A 15,886-nucleotide genomic window follows, 5' to 3' on the forward strand; every position below is an offset into this window, starting at 1 on the left:
GTGGCTGTCGGGGGTCGCCGCTAACCTGCGCGTCGTGAGCTCCCAGTCCGACGACCCACAGGCCCGCGAGCGCCACGCGCAGCTGGCGGCCGAGGTGGCCGACCACCAGTTCCGGTACTACGTGCTGGACGCGCCGGTCGTCTCCGACGGCCAGTTCGACGAGCTGTGGCACGAGCTGCTCGCGCTGGAGGAGGCGCACCCCGAGCTGGTCACGCCGGACTCGCCGAGCCAGCGCGTCGGCGGCACGTTCTCCACCGACTTCACCGCGCACGACCATCTCGAGCGGATGCTGTCGCTGGACAACGCCTTCTCGCCCGAGGACCTGCGCACCTGGCAGGAGCGGGTGACGAAGGAGGTCGGCGAGGACCTGCACTACCTGTGCGAGCTCAAGATCGACGGACTGGCGGTGAACCTGCTCTACACCGACGGGCGGCTCACCCGCGCGCTGACCCGCGGTGACGGGCGCACCGGCGAGGACATCACGCTCAACATGCGCACCCTCGCCGAGGTGCCCGAGCAGCTCACCGGCACCGACGAGTTCCCGGTGCCGGGGCTCGTCGAGGTCCGGGGCGAGGTCTACTTCCGGCTGGAGGACTTCGAGCGGCTCAACGCCTCGCTGGTCGAGGCGGGCAAGGAACCGTTCGCGAACCCCCGCAACACCGCGGCCGGATCGCTGCGGCAGAAGGACCCGCGGGTCACCGGCTCGCGCAACCTGCGGCTGATCTGCCACGGCCTGGGCAAGCGGGAGGGGTTCACCCCCGACACCCAGTCCCACGCCTACGACGCGCTGGTCGCCTGGGGCCTGCCGATCTCCCCGCGCACGACCGTGCTGCGGGGCATCGAGAAGGTGATCGAGTACGTCGAGCACTGGGGCGAGCACCGGCACGACGTCGAGCACGAGATCGACGGCGTCGTCGTGAAGGTCGACGAGGTGGCGCTGCAGCGCAGACTCGGTGCGACCTCCCGGTTCCCGCGCTGGGCGATCGCCTACAAGTACCCGCCGGAGCAGGCCACCACGCGGCTGCTCGACATCCGAGTCAACGTCGGGCGCACCGGCCGGGTCACCCCGTTCGCGGTGATGGAGCCGGTGAAGGTCGCCGGGTCCACGGTCGAGATGGCGACCCTGCACAACGCCGACGAGGTGCGCCGCAAGGGTGTGCTGATCGGCGACCGGGTGGTCATCCGCAAGGCGGGCGACGTGATCCCCGAGGTGCTGGGCCCGGTCACCGACGTGCGCGACGGCTCCGAGCGCGAGTTCGTGATGCCGACGCACTGTCCCGAGTGCGGCACCGCGCTCGTGCAGCAGAAGGCGGGCGACGTCGACCGGCGCTGTCCGAACGCCCGCTCCTGCCCGGCTCAGCTGCGGGAGCGGCTGTTCCACGTCGCGGGCCGCGGCGCGTTCGACATCGAGGGGCTCGGCTACGAGGCCGCGGTGGCGCTGCTGACCTCGGGCGTGCTGACCGACGAGGGTGACGTGTTCGCCCTGACCGAGGACGACCTGCTGCGGACCGAGCTGTTCCGCAACCAGAAGGGCGAGCTGACGGTCAACGGCCGCAAGCTGCTCACGAACCTGGAGGCGGCGAAGGACCGGCCGCTGTGGCGGGTGCTGGTGGGACTGTCGATCCGCCACGTCGGGCCGACCGCCGCGCAGGCGCTGGGCCGCGAGTTCGGGTCGATGGAGGCCCTGGAACGCGCCGCGGCGCAGGCGAGGGCGGACACCGAGGCGGCCGGGGTCGCGATCGTCTCCGACGGGACGGCGGGGGAGGACGACGCCGCGGCCGAGGCCGCGGCGCCGACGGCCGAGGGTGCCGCCGCCGAGGCGGCCGGCGACGTCGAGACCGCGGAGGCGGAGGCTGCGACCGCCGCCGGGGCGGCGGACTCCCCGCAGGCAGTGGACGGCGCCACGGGTGTGGACGGCGCCGAGGGCGTGGACGGCGCGGAGAACGCCGACGAGAACGCCGACGAGAACGCCGCGGCCGCCGAGGCCGCGAAGCAGGAGCGGGCGGCCGCGCGCGCCCGGGCGAAGGCGGTGGCCGAGGCACTCGCCCCGATCGCCGGGGTCGACGGCGTGGGCCCGACCATCGCGGCGGCGGTGCGGGACTGGTTCTCCGTCGACTGGCACCGCGAGGTCGTGCAGAAGTGGCGGGCGGCGGGCGTCGCGATGGAGGACGAGGTCGACGACTCGGTGCCCCGCTTCCTGGAGGGCCTCTCGATCGTGATCACCGGCTCGATGGAGAACTGGTCCCGCGACGAGGCCAAGGAGGCGATCATGGCCCGCGGCGGGCGCGCGGCCGGGTCGGTGTCGAAGAAGACGGCGTTCGTCGTCGCGGGGGAGGCGCCCGGCTCGAAGTACGACAAGGCCGTCGAGCTCGGGGTGCCGGTGCTGGACGAGGCCGGGTTCTCGGTCCTGCTCGACCGCGGTCCCGATGCGGCGCGCGAGCAGGCCGCCGACGCCTGACCGCAGGACCGGCGCCGTCCGGTCCACGCCGTCCGGCGACACGACGTGCGCCACGCCGACGGTGAGCGACCGTTCACCGGGCGTGTTCGTCGTCCGGCGCGGCCCGGCGGCCGGACGTCGACGTCCCCCGGGCGCGCCCGCGCCCGGCCGCGGGCCGGGGTCGATCACCGCCTACTCTCGGTTGCACGGCGGGGTCCTCCCGCGGGGGCACGACCACTCGGATCGGGGAACACACGGTGTTGCAGGCGGCGCTCAACGGCTCACGACCGGCGGACGCGCACCCGGCGCTGCCGACCCTGGCCCGCCACCTCGCCCGCGACGCCCGGGCCGTCGCCCGGCTCGGCGTCACCTCGGTGCACGTGCACCCGCGCGACGACAGCGGTGCCGAGTCGATCGAGCCCGCCGTGGTCGGCGACGTCGTCTCGCTGATCCGCCAGGAGGCCCCGGGCATCGAGATCGGGGTCCCGACCGGGCGCTGGATCCAGCCCGACCCGAAGGACCGTGTCGAGACCGTCCTGTCCTGGGGCCGGCTCGGCTCCGGCAAGCCCGACGTGTGCGGCGTCAACGTGCACGAGCTCGGCTGGACCGAGGTCTGCCACGCCGCGTGGTCGGTCGGCATCGCCGTCGAGCTCGGCGTCTGGACCAGCGGCGACGCCGTCACCCTCCGCCAGAACGGGCTGCCCCCGGGGACCCGGCGGGTGATCGCGGAGTCGACGGTGATCGACCCCGAGACCGCCGTCGCCGAGGGCATCCGGATCCTGCGCGCCCTCGGTCAGCCCCCCGTCCCCGTGCTGCTGCACGGCGAGGAGGAGGGCGCCTGGCCGGTGCTGGAGTACGCGACCCGGGTCAACATCGACACCCGGATCGGCTTCGAGGACGTCCTGGTCCGCCCCGACGGCTGGCTCGCGACCGGCAACGACGACCTCGTCCGCACCGCCCTGTCGATCCGGGTCTGACCCGCCGGGCCGTCGCCCCGGCCGCTCGTCCACTCCCGGCGCTGCTCCCAGGGGAACTCTCGTGGCTTAGAGCGCTACGAAAGTTCCCCTGGGAGCAGCCCCGGGCCTGGGGGAGGGGGGCGGTGGCGCGGCGGGTCAGGCCTTCAGGACCGTCGCGACGATCCCGGCCAGGTGCGCCAGCCGCGCCAGCTCCGACGGCCGGAACACCGGCCCACCCGGCCGCCCGACCACCAGGGTCTTCGGTGGCGCCCCGGTCCCGAACGGCGCGGCGGCCAGCTCGGTGTCCATCGCCCGCCAGGGCTCGGGCACCCAGTGGCTCTCGTCGAGGGCGATCGCCCGGTCCAGCGGCAGCCAGGGCAGGTCCCCGGACCGGGTCTCGGGCGCCGCGGAGCTCTCCGCGATCCGGTAGGAGCGGCCGTGCTCGCTGACCGCGACGAGCGCCCACCCTGCGCGGAACAGCCTCGGCACCTCGGCGGCGAGCAGGTCGAGCCCGTGCGCGTGGTCGCCGGCGATCTCGTCGAGCAGCTCCAGCTCGCGGTGGGTGTCCAGCTGCCCGGTGTGCGGGCGCACCGACTCCACCGACACCCCGGGCACCGACTCGGCAGCGGTGATGAGCACGTCCGGCGGCCGGTTGGTCGGCAGCTCGACGGCGATGTCGTCGACCGCCTGGCCGTCGCCACGCTCCACGACGTCCACGCTCAGGATGTCCGCCCCGGCCCCGCCGAGTGCGGACGCGACGGCGCCGAGATTGCCGGGCTTGTCCGGGAGGACGACCCGGAGCAGGAACGACACGGAGTGGATCCTCTCCCTCGACAGCGGGCGCCTCGTCGGCACGCGCATGCACCCCACCGGAGCGGCGGGGAGCGGTTCCGGGCGGGAACGATGATCCTGCCACCCACGGGTCCCTCGGTCACCCGCCACCCGCAGCGGGGTGTGCGCGCCCGGTCACCGGGGGGCGATCGGCCGGTGGACCGGCGGGAATAGACTCGGCGGGTAGACCGGCGCGCGCGGGAGCGACCGGGTCGTGTCGGCAGCCGGACCGGCGGTCGCACCGTCGTCGCCGCTGCCACGGCACCGCCACGACCGTCCACCCGCCGTCGTCATCATCGGACACCATCTCGAGGAGGGGCATGACCGCCGATTCCGCGGAGCGGACGGGCGGGGTCATCACCCGGGACGAGGTCGCACACCTCGCCCGGCTGGCCCGCCTGGCCGTCACCGACTCCGAGCTGGACACCTTCGCGTCCCAGCTCGACGTCATCATCGGGTCGGTGGCCCGGGTCGGGGAGGTCGCCGCCGACGACATCCCGCCGACCTCGCACGCCGTCCCGCTGGAGAACGTCTTCCGCCCGGACGAGCGCCGCCCCGGCCTGAGCCAGGAGCAGGCGCTCGCCGGCGCCCCGGCCGCCGAGGACGGGCGCTTCCGCGTCCCGCGGATCCTGGGGGAGGAGCAGTGAGCGACCTGATCCGGCTGACCGCCGCCGAGCTCGCCGAGAAGATCCACTCCCGTGAGGTCTCCGCCGTGGAGGCCGCGCAGGCCCACCTCGACCGGATCGCCGCCGTCGACGGTGAGGTGCACGCGTTCCTGCACGTCGGAGCCGAGTCCGCGCTGGCCGGCGCCGCGCTGGTCGACGAGCGGATCGCCGCGGGCGAGGCGCCGGAGTCCCCGCTGGCCGGGGTGCCGCTGGCGCTCAAGGACGTGTTCACCACCTCCGACATGCCCACCACCTGCGGCTCGCGGATCCTCGAGGGCTGGCAGCCGCCCTACGACGCGACGGTCACCGCGCGCCTGCGCGCCGCCGGGATCACGATCCTGGGCAAGACCAACATGGACGAGTTCGCGATGGGCTCGTCCACCGAGCACTCCGCGTACGGCGTCACCCGCAACCCGTGGGACACCTCCCGGGTGCCGGGCGGCTCCGGCGGCGGCTCGGCGGCGGCGCTGGCCGCGTTCGAGGCGCCGCTGGCGATCGGCACCGACACCGGTGGCTCGATCCGCCAGCCCGCCGCGTTCACCGGCACCGTCGGCGTCAAGCCCACCTACGGCCAGGTCTCCCGCTACGGGCTGGTCGCCTGCGCGTCGTCGCTGGACCAGGGCGGGCCGTGCGCGCGCACCGTGCTGGACGCGGCGCTGCTGCACGAGGTCATCGGCGGCCACGACCCGCGCGACTCGACCTCGATCGACCGGCCGGTCCCGGCCGTCGTCGAGGCGGCGCGCCAGGGCGCGACCGGGGACCTGTCCGGGCTGAAGGTCGGCGTCGTGCGTGAGCTGGGGGGCGAGGGCTACCAGCCCGGCGTCCGGTCGGCGTTCGACGCGTCGCTGCGCAGCCTGGAGAAGCTGGGCGCCGAGATCGTCGAGGTCGGGTGCCCGCACTTCGAGTACGGCATGGCCGCGTACTACCTGATCCTGCCGAGCGAGGTGTCGTCGAACCTCGCCCGGTTCGACGCCATGCGCTACGGCCTGCGCGCGGCGCAGGGCCGCTCCGCGGAGGAGGTCATGGCCAACACCCGCGAGCAGGGCTTCGGACCCGAGGTCAAGCGGCGGATCATGCTCGGCACCTACGCGCTGTCCAGCGGCTACTACGACGCCTACTACGGGCAGGCGCAGAAGGTCCGCACGCTGATCAGCCGGGACTTCGACGCGGCGTTCGCCCAGGCCGACGTGCTCGTGTCGCCGACCGCGCCGACCGTGCCGTTCCCGATCGGGGACAAGGTCGACGACCCGCTGGCCATGTACCTGAACGACCTGGCCACCATCCCGACCAACCTGGCCGGGGTGGCGGGCATGTCGGTGCCCAACGGGATCTCCGAGGGGCTCCCGACCGGTCTGCAGATCATGGCGCCCGCGCTCGGCGAGGCCGTCATGTACCGCGTCGGGGCGGCGTTCGAGGCCGCCCGCGACGCCGACGAGGGCGGTCCGCTGATCGCGCGTGTCCCGGAGGTTACTGGGGTGAGGGCATGACCACGTCCGTGGAGCTGGTCGACTTCGACGACGTCGTCGCCCGTTACGACCCGGTGCTGGGCATCGAGGTGCACGTCGAGCTGTCGACGAACACCAAGATGTTCTGCGGCTGCCCGACGGAGTTCGGCGCCGAGCCGAACACCCAGGTCTGCCCGGTCTGCCTGGGCCTGCCCGGCGCGCTGCCGGTGGTGAACCGGGCCGCGGTGGAGTCGGCGATCCGGATCGGCCTGGCGCTGAACTGCTCGATCGCGCCGTGGGGCCGGTTCGCCCGGAAGAACTACTTCTACCCGGACATGCCGAAGAACTTCCAGACCTCGCAGTACGACGAGCCGATCGCCGTCGACGGGTTCCTGGACCTGACCCTGGACGACGGCGAGGTCGTCCGGATCGGCATCGAGCGCGCGCACATGGAGGAGGACACCGGCAAGTCGCTGCACGTGGGCGGCTCCGACGGTCGCATCCACGGCGCGGACCACTCGCTGCTGGACTACAACCGGGCGGGCGTCCCGCTGATCGAGATCGTCACGAAGATGATCCCGGACACCGGGGCACGCGCCCCGGAGGTGGCCCGCGCTTACGTCACCGCGCTGCGCGACCTGATCCAGTCCCTGGGCGTCTCCGACGTCCGGATGGACCAGGGCTCGATGCGCGCCGACGTGAACCTGTCGCTCTCGCCGAAGGGCGGCGCGCTGGGTACCCGCACCGAGACGAAGAACGTCAACTCGCTGCGGTCGGTCGAGCGCGCGGTCCGGCACGAGATGGGCCGGCAGGCCGGCGTGCTCGACGCGGGCGGCGAGATCGTGCAGGAGACCCGGCACTTCGACGAGTCCACCGGCCACACCCGCGCCGGGCGGCGCAAGGAGACCTCGGAGGACTACCGGTACTTCCCGGAGCCCGACCTGGTCCCGATCGCGCCCTCGGCCGAGTGGGTCGAGGAGCTGCGCGGCACCCTGCCTGAGCTGCCGTGGGAGCGCCGCCGGCGCATCCAGACCGAGTGGGGCATCTCCGACGAGGAGATCCGCGACCTGGTCAACGGCGGGGCGCTGGAGCTGGTCGAGGCCACCGTGGCGGCGGGCGCGCCGTCGCAGGAGGCCCGCTCGTGGTGGGTGTCCTACCTCGCCCAGCAGGCGAACACCCGCTCGGTCGAGCTCGCCGACCTGGCGATCACGCCGGAGCAGGTCGCCCGGGTGATCGAGCTGGTCGCGTCCGGCGAGCTGACCAACAAGCTCGCCCGCCAGGTCGTCGACGGCGTGCTCGACGGCGAGGGCGGCCCGGACGAGGTCGTCGCGGCCCGCGGACTGAAGGTCGTCTCCGACGAGGGCGCGCTGATCGCCGCCGTCGACGCGGCGCTGGCCGAGCAGCCCGACGTCGCGGAGAAGATCCGCGGCGGCAAGGTGCAGGCCGCCGGGGCGATCGTCGGTGCGGTCATGAAGGCGACGAAGGGCCAGGCCGACGCCAAGCGGGTCCGGGAGCTGATCGTCGAGCGGGTCGGGGCCTGACCCCTCCTGCGCCACACGCACGGCCCCGGGCGGCCGGACACCGTCCGCCCGGGGCCCGTGCGTCGAGAACGCCACCCGCCGTCGGTTCCTCACCGCGGTCGGCACGGCGGGCCTGCTCGCCGCGTGCGGCTGCTCCGCGGCCACCGTCGCGCTGCTCGGCCGAGCGGCCGAGCGGCCGGGCTGCTCGGCCGAGCGGCCGGGCTGCTCGGCCGCGCTGCCGGGCCGCTCAGCCGCGCTGCCGAGCCGCTCAGCCGGAGGCGCGGGTCGCCGTCGCGTCGGGGCCGGCGGCGTCCGGGTCCCCGCCCGGTGCCTCGGGCACGTCCCCGGCGAACTCCAGCGGAGCGGCGCCCGGCAGCGGCCTCCCGGCGGGCTCGACGAGGAACCACACGCTGACCAGCCCGACCAGCCCGGCGCCGATCAGGTAGTAGCCCGGCCAGTCCAGGTTCCCGGTGGCGGTCACCGCGGCCTCGATCACCGCGGGCGCCGTCCCGGCGAACAGCGACACCGCCAGGTTGAACGTCAGCCCGAGGCCGGCGTAGCGGACCAGGGTGGGGAACTGGGCGGGCAGCGTCGACGGGCAGACGCCCGCGAAGCAGACCAGGATCGCGGCCAGCAGTACCAGGCCGGTGGCCTGCCCGGCGAGCCCGAGCTGCAGCAGCCACACGATCGGCAGGCCGAGCACGACCAGCCCGATGCTCCCGGCCGCCAGCAGCGGGCGCCGTCCGATCCGGTCGCTCCAGCGCCCGACGACGACCACCGCGGCCAGCGCGAGCACGGTGACCCCGACCTGCAGCAGGGTCGCGACCTCCCGGCTGGTACCGGCCGCGCCGGAGCGGGGCAGGGTGCCGGTGAGGTAGGTCGGCACGTACGCGGTCAGCACGTAGTTGGTGACGTTCCAGGCGATCACCAGACCGGCGGTGACCAGCGCCGCGGAGCGGTAGCGCTTCACCAGGATCCCGAACGCGCGGCCGTGGGTCATCGTGGCCAGCGCGGGGGAGCGCTCCATGAGCTGGCGGAACGCCGGCGTGTCCTCCAGCCGCAGCCGCAGGTAGACGCCGGCGATGCCGAGCGGGAGCGCCAGCAGGAACGGGATCCGCCAGCCCCAGGCGAGCAGGTCGTCGTCGGGCATCAGGGTCACCAGCGCCGCGGTGACGCCGGCACCGAGGGAGTAGCCGACGATCGTGCCGAACTCCAGCCAGCTGCCGAAGAAGCCGCGCCGCCGGTCGGGGGCGTACTCGGCGACCAGGGTGAGCGCGCCGGTGTACTCGCCGCCCGCGGAGAAGCCCTGCAGCATTCGGATGAGCACGACCAGGACCGGCGCCGCGACGCCGATCGTGCCGTGCGACGGGACGAGCCCGAGCAGCACCGTCGCGACGGTCATCAGCAGCACCGTGGCGGCCAGCACCCGCGGCCTGCCCACCCGGTCGCCGAGGTGGCCGAACACGAACCCGCCGAACGGGCGGGCGACGAACGCCGCCGCGAACGCGGCGAGGGTCAGCACCAGCGACCACCGGCCCGCGTCCGGGAAGAACACCCGGTTCAGCACCACCGCGGCCAGGTAGGAGTAGATCCCGAAGTCGTACCACTCGGCGACGTTGCCCACCGACGCCGCGGTGGCGGCCCGGCGGACGGTGGCCTCGTCCTCGACCGCGGTGTCGCGGATCCGGCGACGGCTCCTGCGCGGCTTCTCGATCATGTGGCCCCTTCGCCGTCCGGGCGCGTGCCGGGACGGCCCGGCACGCGGTGCGGCGCCTGTTCTAACATTGATATATTAGACCGCGCAACAGTGGGCGACAGGTGGATGCAGGATCGGTACCGGGCGGCGTCAGATGGCGCTGGCGCCGCCGCCGGTCGGCGGCTGGATGCGTACGACCCGGTCGTCGGTGGCGCCGGGGGCGCCGCCGTCGCGGTTGACCGTCCCCAGCCACAGCAGGCCGTCCGGGGCGAGGGTGACCGGGCCGATCCGGCCGTAGGTGCCCTCCAGGACCGGCTTCGGGTCGCCGGTGAAGGTGCCCTCGGCGCCCGGGTTGAGCACGAACAGCGCTGTGCCGGTGCTCTGCGCGACGACGACCGCGCCCGGCAGCACCGTGCACCCGGCGACGCCCGGGCGGTCCGGCCAGGTCCAGGCGGGCGCGCCGAGCGTGCCCGGCGTGACGCGGTGCAGGACGTCGCGGCCCGGGGTGCGGTCGGTGACCCAGGTGGTCCGCGCCGCGGGGTCGACGCACACCCCGCCCGGCGCGGTGAGTCCGCGGGCCAGGACCGGCGAGGCACGGTCGGGGTTGCCCGGGGCCGGACGGCCCAGGGTGTCGATTCGCAGCACCGCCCCGGCGAGCGGTCCCGCCCCGGCGGGCGTGGCGACGAGCAGCGAGGAGCCGTCGGCGTCGACGGCCAGCGCCCCGCCCGGCGGCAATCCCTCCAGCACCGGCTTCGGCGCCTCACCGGGTGCGATCCGCCAGACCCGTCCCTCGGAGAGGGCGTAGAGCAGGCGGTCCTCGGCGTAGCCGGGGGACAGGACCAGCCCGGTCAGCCCGCCGGCCGGGTCGACCGGCACGGTCGCGACCGGCTGCGGGGTGGCGTTGCGGCGGACCTCGAGGACCCGCCCGGTCCGCCGCTCGGCGACGAGTGCGCGGTCGCCCTGCGGGAGCACCGCCACCGCCCCGACCGGGCCCAGACATGACGCGACGACCTGCGGGTCCGGGTCGACGCACGGCTGCGGCGCCGGCGCGGACCCCTGCTGCTGCGGCGACGGCGCCCCGCTCGGCGGCGGTGTCCGCTCCTCCGGCGCCATCTGCGGCGGCCCGCCGAGCTCGCCCTCTCCCTCGGCCTGCGGGCGCCAGTCGCGGGAGCCCGCGTCGGGGAAGGTGGCGCAGCCGCCCAGCAGCACGACGAGCGTCGCGACGATCAGCAGCAGCCGGGCGGTCACGAGGAACCAGGCTAGGCCCCGCGAGGTGAGTGCCCGGTGAGTACGGTCGGGCGTCATGAGCAGCCCCGTGACCGTCCTGGTGCCGCACACCGTCGGCGCCGAGATCCTGTCCGGTGTGGACGGACTGGACCCGGTTGTCTACGACCCGGAGAAGCCGCTGCCCGACGAGGCCGCCCACGCCCGCGTGCTGGTCGCGCCGTTCCTGGCGGGCGCCGACGCCGTCGGGATCGTCGAGCAGGTCCCGAACCTGGAGCTGGTGCAACTGCTCACCGCGGGCGCCGAGACGTGGATCGGGCGGCTGCCGGAGGGCGTCGGCCTCTCCGACGGACGCGGCGCGCACGGCGGCGCCACCGCCGAGTGGGTGGTGTCGGTGCTGTTGGCCGTCTACCGGCACCTGGACCGCTTCGTGCGTGCCCAGGACCGCGGCGAGTGGGACTACCACCAGACCGAGGAGCTGGCCGGCAAGAAGATCCTCATCGTCGGCGCGGGCGATGTCGGGCAGAGGACCCGGGCCCGTCTGGAGCCCTTCGAGGTGGAGACCACGCTGGTCGGGCGCACCGCCCGCGACGACGTCCACGGCTGGGACGAGCTGCCCGCGCTGCTGCCGCACCACGACGCGACCGTGCTGATCGTCCCGCTCACCGACGAGACCCGCGGCATGGTCGACGCCGGCTTCCTGGCCGCCATGCCCGACGGATCGCTGCTCGTCAACGGCGCCCGCGGGCCGGTCGTGGACACCGACGCGCTGGTCGCGGAGCTGACCTCGGGACGGATCCGGGCCGCCGTCGACGTCACCGACCCCGAGCCGCTCCCCGCGGGCCACCCCCTGTGGTCGGCGCCCGGGCTGCTGCTCACCCCGCACGTCGGCGGCAGCGTGCCGCTGGCGATGCGTCGCGCCTACGGCGTCGCGGCCGAGCAGCTCGCGACGTTCGCCGCCGGTGACGCGCCGCCGAACCTCGTGACCGGCGCCTACTAGGCGCGCGCCGGTACTGTCGCCGACCATGAGCGGGCCCACGCAGCAGTACGACTGGGGCAACATCTCCGGCGACGAACCGGCGGAGAGGACCCGCCCGGAGCGCATGCCGGTCCCCGCCCACCTCTCCTCCGACATCGGGCTGCTCGTGCTACGGCTGGTCGTCGGGGCGTCCTTCGCCGCGGCGGGCGCCCGCACGCTGTTCGGCGTCGCGGGCGGGATCGGCCTCGACGCCAGCGCGACCGCGCTCGCCGACGCCGGGTTCACGTCCTTCGCCGGCCCGCTGGCCTGGGTGCTCGCGGTCGGCCAGCTGGTCCTCGGCGTGCTGCTCGTGCTGGGGCTGCTGACGCCCTTCGCCGCGGCGGGCCTGCTCGCGACCAAGGGCGTCGCCGTGGTGGTGGCGCTGGTGCCGGCCCTGTCGGTGCCGCTGTTCGCCTCGGACGGCGTGAACTCCCTGGAGCTGGACCTGCTGCTCGGTGCCGGGGCCGCGGCGCTGGTGTTCGCCGGGGCCGGGCGGATCGCCCTCGACGCCGGGCGTACCTACCAGCGACGCCCGCTGCCGTGGTCGGTGCTGTCGCTGCTGGTCGCGGTCGCGGTGGCGCTGCTGGTCCTGTTCGTGCTGCGCCGGTGACCCCTGCCGACGACGCCTGGCTGCGCCCGCTCGCCCGTCGCCGCCGTCGCGACCTCGCGGTGCGGTCACGTACGCCGCTGACCGGCGGGTACGCCTCCGGCGGTGCCGAGCGGATCGACCTCGACGACGGCACCGCGGTCGTCCTGAAGCGGACCGGGGCGGTGGAGACGGCCGCGCTGCGTGCGGTCGCGGTGGTGAACGGACCCGTCCGGCTGCCCCGGATGCTCGGCTCCGGCGACGGCTGGGTGCTGCTCGACCACGAGCCCGGCGCGCTGCTGCGGGTCGGGGCCCCGGTACCCGACGACGTGTGGCGCACCCTCGCGCTGGTCCACGCGCACTGGCGGCGCAACCGGCCGCGCGGCGTCCCCGTCGTCGACGACGCCTGGTGGGCGCGGCTGTGCGGGCACGCCGCGGACCGGCTGAGGGCGGCCGGGAACGACACCGCGGCCGCGTCCGTCGTGGCCTGGGCCGGGGACGACCGCGCCCGCACCGCGCTGCGCGCCCTGCCCCGCACCCTGTGCCACGGCGACGCCCACCGCGGCAACGTCGTCGCCGGTCCGGCCGGTGCGGTGCTGCTGGACTGGGGCAACGCCCGCGTCGCGGTGGGGTCGCTCGACGTCGTGGTGCTGGCCGCGCCCCCGTCCGACGGCCCGGCCGACGCGCCGTCGGCGCCGGTGCCCGCGGTCTACCGGGACACCCTGTCCGGCGCGCTCGGCGCGCCGGACCCGCCCGCCATGGTCGCGGTGGAGACGGCGTGGGCGCGGGCGGCGGCGCACGTGCAGTACCTGCCGTTCGCCGCCGACCACCAGCACCCCGACCGCGTCGCCTCGATGGTCCGGGTCGCCGCCGCGGCCCTCGACGAGCTGGGCGACCTGCTCGTCACCGCCCGCCGCGGCTGATCCCGCCACGGGCGGTGGCCGGGCCCTCGGCTCAGCCCTTCGGCTCGGCCGTGCGACGCAGCCGGGTGTTGACGAACTCGCCCATGCCCCAGCGGCCCAGCTCGCGACCGAAGCCGGAGCGCTTCACCCCGCCGAAGGGCAGCCCGGGCAGCGTCGTGCCGTGCTCGTTGACGTAGGCCATGCCCACCTCGAGCCGGTCGGCGATCTCCTGCGCGCGCTCGATGTCACCGCTCCACACCGACCCGCTGAGCCCGTAGCTCACGTCGTTGGCCAGCGTGACCGCCTCGTCGACCGAGTCGACGCCGTACACCACGGCCACCGGCCCGAAGATCTCCTCGGAGTAGGCGTCCATGTCCTTCGTGACGCCGGTCAGCACGGCCGGTCGGAGGAACGCGCCGTCGCCGTCGGGCACCTCGCCGCCGGTGTGCAGGGTGGCGCCCTGCTCGACGGCGCGACGCACCTGCTCGGCGACGCCGTCGCGCGCCGCGACCGAGGACAGCGGGCCGAGCCGGGTGCCGGAGTCGGTCGGGTCGCCGTGCTCGGTGGCCTCGAACGTCGAGACCAGCACCGACACGAACTCCTCGACCTTGTCGGTCGGCACGATCATCCGCTTCGGGGAGTTGCAGGCCTGGCCGCCGTTCATCAGGCGGGCCCGGGCGGCGACCTTCGCGGTGCGGGCGACGTCGGCGTCGTCGAGGACGATGAACGCGTCCGACCCGCCCAGCTCCAGGACGGCCTTCTTCAGGTTGCGCCCCGCCGTCTCGGCGACCGAGGCACCGGCCCGCTCGCTGCCGGTCAGCGAGATCCCCTGGATCCGCGGGTCGGCGATCATGTCGGCGATCTGCTCGTTGGTCGCGTAGACGTTGACGTAGACGTCGTCGGGCACGCCCGCGGTGTGGAAGATCTCGTCCATCATCTCGGCCGAGGCGGCACAGATCGGGGCGTGCTTGAGGACGATCGTGTTCCCGACGAGCAGGTTCGGCGCGACGAACCGCGCCACCTGGTAGTACGGGAAGTTCCACGGCATGACCCCGACCAGCGGTCCGATCGGCTCGGTCTGCACCACCGACTCCTGCGCGCCCTGCGGGTCCAGGGTCTCCCGGGTCAGCAGGTCCGGGCCGTGCTCGGCGTACCAGCGGTAGATCGACGCGGCCAGTGCGACCTCGCCCGCGGCCTCCTTGACGGGCTTGCCCATCTCGGTCGCGATCAACGCGGCCAGCTCGTCGCTGCGGGCCTCGTAGGCCTCGGCCACCCGGACCAGGATCTGTGCCCGGTCGGCGGCCGGGGTCGCGCGCCACCCGGGGTAGGCGTCGGTGACGCGGCCCAGGACGTCGGAGACCGCCGCGTCGTCGAGCTCGGGGAACGTCCTCTCGGTCTTCCCGGTGGCGGGGTTCGTGGTCACGTAGGCGGTCATGGTGTCCTTCCGTCGCGGGGTGGCGCGGGTCGCGCTCCTGTCCGACGGATATCCGGCGCGGGGGGACCGGCAAACATCGGGTCCGCCTCGTCACTCCACGCCGGCCGCGGGGCACCGCCGCGCCGCGGCCACCGCCTCCGGCTGAGACGGCGGCCGGGAGCGCTGCTCAGCGGCCGACGTTGCGCTGCAGGTGCGCCGGGTAGCGCTCCCCGGCCACCGCGGACGCCGGTGCGGCCGCCTCGATCTCGGCCATCTCGTCCGCTGACAGCTCCAGCGCGGCGGCCTCGACGTTCTGCTCCAGGTAGGTCCGCCGCTTGGTCCCCGGGATCGGTACGACGTGCTCCCCGCGGCTCTGCACCCAGGCCAGCGCGAGCTGCCCGGCGGTGACCCCGCGGCGCTGCGCGATGGCGGTCAGCGCCTCGACGATGGCCAGGTTCGCGGCCATGTTCTCGTCGGAGAAGCGGGGCAGGCCGCGGCGCATGTCGCCCTCGCCGAGCTGCCCGGTCGAGGTGATCGCGCCGGTCAGGAAGCCGCGCCCGAGCGGGGAGAACGGCACGACGCCGACGCCCAGCTCGGCGCACGTCGGAGCGACCGACTCCTCGATGTCGCGTGTCCACAGCGACCACTCCGACTGCACCGCGGCGGGCGGGTGCACGGCGTGGGCGCGGCGGACGGTGTCCGCGCCGCACTCGGAGAGCCCGTAGTGGCGGATCTTCCCCTCCTCGATCAGCCCGGCGAGCGCGCCGACGGTCTCCTCGATCGGCGTGTCCGGGTCGACGCGGTGCTGGTAGTAGAGGTCGATGTGGTCGACGCCCAGGCGCTGCAGCGACTCCTCGGCGCACCGCCGCACGTAGGCCGGGTCGCCCTGCGCGCCCTGGTTGCCCTGCGCGTCGCGCACGATGCCGAACTTCGTCGCCAGGACCACGCGGTCGCGGCGGTCGGCGATCGCGGCGCCCACGAGCTCCTCGTTGGCGCCGTCGCCGTAGACGTTCGCGGTGTCGAGCAGGGTGACGCCCAGGTCGAGGGCGCGGTGGATGGTCGCGATCGACTCGGCACGGTCGGAGGTGTCGCCGTAGGCCTGGCTCATGCCCATGCAGCCCAGGCCCTGGGCGGAGACGGTGAGATCGCCGAGTCGACGGGTTCCGAGGCCGGTTCCGGTAGCCATGACAAC

At 74.7% G+C, this 15,886-nt stretch carries 12 protein-coding genes and 1 pseudogene; 8 read left to right on the top strand and 5 right to left on the bottom strand.

The features are described 5' to 3' along the window. Positions 1 to 61: 61 nt before the first annotated feature. Positions 62 to 2,347 (top strand): annotated as a pseudogene (gene ligA / locus AC0GKK_RS21545) (NAD-dependent DNA ligase LigA); the annotation flags it as partial. A gap of 347 nt (positions 2,348 to 2,694) precedes the next feature. Further along, positions 2,695 to 3,414: a 3-keto-5-aminohexanoate cleavage protein gene (locus AC0GKK_RS21550; RefSeq protein WP_062397181.1), complete on the top strand. Its 720-nt coding sequence runs from the start codon at positions 2,695 to 2,697 to the stop codon at positions 3,412 to 3,414. Between the two features lie 135 nt (positions 3,415 to 3,549). Here AC0GKK_RS21550 and AC0GKK_RS21555 read toward each other — a convergent pair whose 3' ends face one another. After that, a complete protein-coding gene (locus AC0GKK_RS21555) occupies positions 3,550 to 4,206 on the bottom strand; it encodes an ACT domain-containing protein (RefSeq protein ID WP_251783996.1) in 657 nt (218 codons plus the stop codon). 338 nt (positions 4,207 to 4,544) lie between these two features. Between AC0GKK_RS21555 and gatC the strand changes: the two genes are divergently transcribed. Genes gatC through gatB form a run of 3 tightly spaced genes read left to right on the top strand, consistent with a single transcriptional unit; the run spans position 4,545 to position 7,875 of the window. After that, the gene (gene gatC / locus AC0GKK_RS21560; protein WP_020622204.1) at positions 4,545 to 4,871 is read left to right on the top strand and encodes an Asp-tRNA(Asn)/Glu-tRNA(Gln) amidotransferase subunit GatC; all 327 of its coding nucleotides are present in this window, start codon (positions 4,545 to 4,547) and stop codon (positions 4,869 to 4,871) included. Next, positions 4,868 to 6,376 (top strand): Asp-tRNA(Asn)/Glu-tRNA(Gln) amidotransferase subunit GatA, encoded by a 1,509-nt coding sequence (gene gatA / locus AC0GKK_RS21565; RefSeq protein WP_489882396.1) that lies wholly within the window; start codon positions 4,868 to 4,870, stop codon positions 6,374 to 6,376. The genes gatC and gatA overlap by 4 nt, the downstream gene beginning before the upstream one ends. After that, positions 6,373 to 7,875 carry an Asp-tRNA(Asn)/Glu-tRNA(Gln) amidotransferase subunit GatB gene (gene gatB / locus AC0GKK_RS21570; protein WP_224401627.1) on the top strand — a complete coding sequence of 501 codons (1,503 nt, stop codon included), beginning with the start codon at positions 6,373 to 6,375 and terminating at the stop codon, positions 7,873 to 7,875. Before gatA ends, gatB begins: the two co-directional genes overlap by 4 nt. Before the next feature lie 247 nt (positions 7,876 to 8,122). Here gatB and AC0GKK_RS21575 read toward each other — a convergent pair whose 3' ends face one another. Together AC0GKK_RS21575 and AC0GKK_RS21580 are read right to left on the bottom strand one after the other, a co-directional pair. Beyond that, complete coding sequence (locus AC0GKK_RS21575) at positions 8,123 to 9,571, bottom strand: MFS transporter (protein WP_489882397.1); 1,449 nt, start codon at positions 9,569 to 9,571, stop codon at positions 8,123 to 8,125. Between the two features lie 129 nt (positions 9,572 to 9,700). Continuing rightward, positions 9,701 to 10,798 (bottom strand): PQQ-dependent sugar dehydrogenase family protein, encoded by a 1,098-nt coding sequence (locus AC0GKK_RS21580; RefSeq protein WP_304580229.1) that lies wholly within the window; start codon positions 10,796 to 10,798, stop codon positions 9,701 to 9,703. A gap of 55 nt (positions 10,799 to 10,853) precedes the next feature. Between AC0GKK_RS21580 and AC0GKK_RS21585 the strand changes: the two genes are divergently transcribed. Genes AC0GKK_RS21585 through AC0GKK_RS21595 form a run of 3 tightly spaced genes read left to right on the top strand, consistent with a single transcriptional unit; the run spans position 10,854 to position 13,301 of the window. After that, a complete protein-coding gene (locus AC0GKK_RS21585) occupies positions 10,854 to 11,774 on the top strand; it encodes a 2-hydroxyacid dehydrogenase (RefSeq protein WP_489882398.1) in 921 nt (306 codons plus the stop codon). A gap of 25 nt (positions 11,775 to 11,799) precedes the next feature. Next, on the top strand, positions 11,800 to 12,402 hold the full coding sequence (locus tag AC0GKK_RS21590) for a DoxX family membrane protein (RefSeq protein ID WP_251783973.1): 603 nt from the start codon (positions 11,800 to 11,802) through the stop codon (positions 12,400 to 12,402). Beyond that, positions 12,399 to 13,301, top strand: a complete 903-nt coding sequence (locus AC0GKK_RS21595; RefSeq protein ID WP_489882399.1) for a phosphotransferase — start codon at positions 12,399 to 12,401, stop codon at positions 13,299 to 13,301. The genes AC0GKK_RS21590 and AC0GKK_RS21595 overlap by 4 nt, the downstream gene beginning before the upstream one ends. Positions 13,302 to 13,332: 31 nt before the next feature. Here the strand turns inward: AC0GKK_RS21595 and AC0GKK_RS21600 are convergent, their stop codons facing one another. After that, positions 13,333 to 14,715: an NAD-dependent succinate-semialdehyde dehydrogenase gene (locus AC0GKK_RS21600; RefSeq protein ID WP_489882400.1), complete on the bottom strand. Its 1,383-nt coding sequence runs from the start codon at positions 14,713 to 14,715 to the stop codon at positions 13,333 to 13,335. A gap of 166 nt (positions 14,716 to 14,881) precedes the next feature. After that, complete coding sequence (locus tag AC0GKK_RS21605; RefSeq protein WP_476652393.1) at positions 14,882 to 15,880, bottom strand: aldo/keto reductase; 999 nt, start codon at positions 15,878 to 15,880, stop codon at positions 14,882 to 14,884. Positions 15,881 to 15,886 lie beyond the last annotated feature (6 nt).

Source organism: Pseudonocardia sp. P-1, assembly GCF_058111925.1.

What these genes read in the sequence shown, in the direction of transcription:
- gatC (WP_020622204.1), top strand. Translation starts at nt 4,545, where the DNA reads ATGACCGCCGATTCCGCGGAGCGGACGGGCGGGGTCATCACCCGGGAC.
- gatB (WP_224401627.1), top strand. Translation starts at nt 6,373, where the DNA reads ATGACCACGTCCGTGGAGCTGGTCGACTTCGACGACGTCGTCGCCCGT.
- AC0GKK_RS21575 (WP_489882397.1), bottom strand. Translation starts at nt 9,571, where the DNA reads ATGATCGAGAAGCCGCGCAGGAGCCGTCGCCGGATCCGCGACACCGCG.
- AC0GKK_RS21585 (WP_489882398.1), top strand. Translation starts at nt 10,854, where the DNA reads ATGAGCAGCCCCGTGACCGTCCTGGTGCCGCACACCGTCGGCGCCGAG.
- AC0GKK_RS21590 (WP_251783973.1), top strand. Translation starts at nt 11,800, where the DNA reads ATGAGCGGGCCCACGCAGCAGTACGACTGGGGCAACATCTCCGGCGAC.
- AC0GKK_RS21600 (WP_489882400.1), bottom strand. Translation starts at nt 14,715, where the DNA reads ATGACCGCCTACGTGACCACGAACCCCGCCACCGGGAAGACCGAGAGG.
- AC0GKK_RS21605 (WP_476652393.1), bottom strand. Translation starts at nt 15,880, where the DNA reads ATGGCTACCGGAACCGGCCTCGGAACCCGTCGACTCGGCGATCTCACC.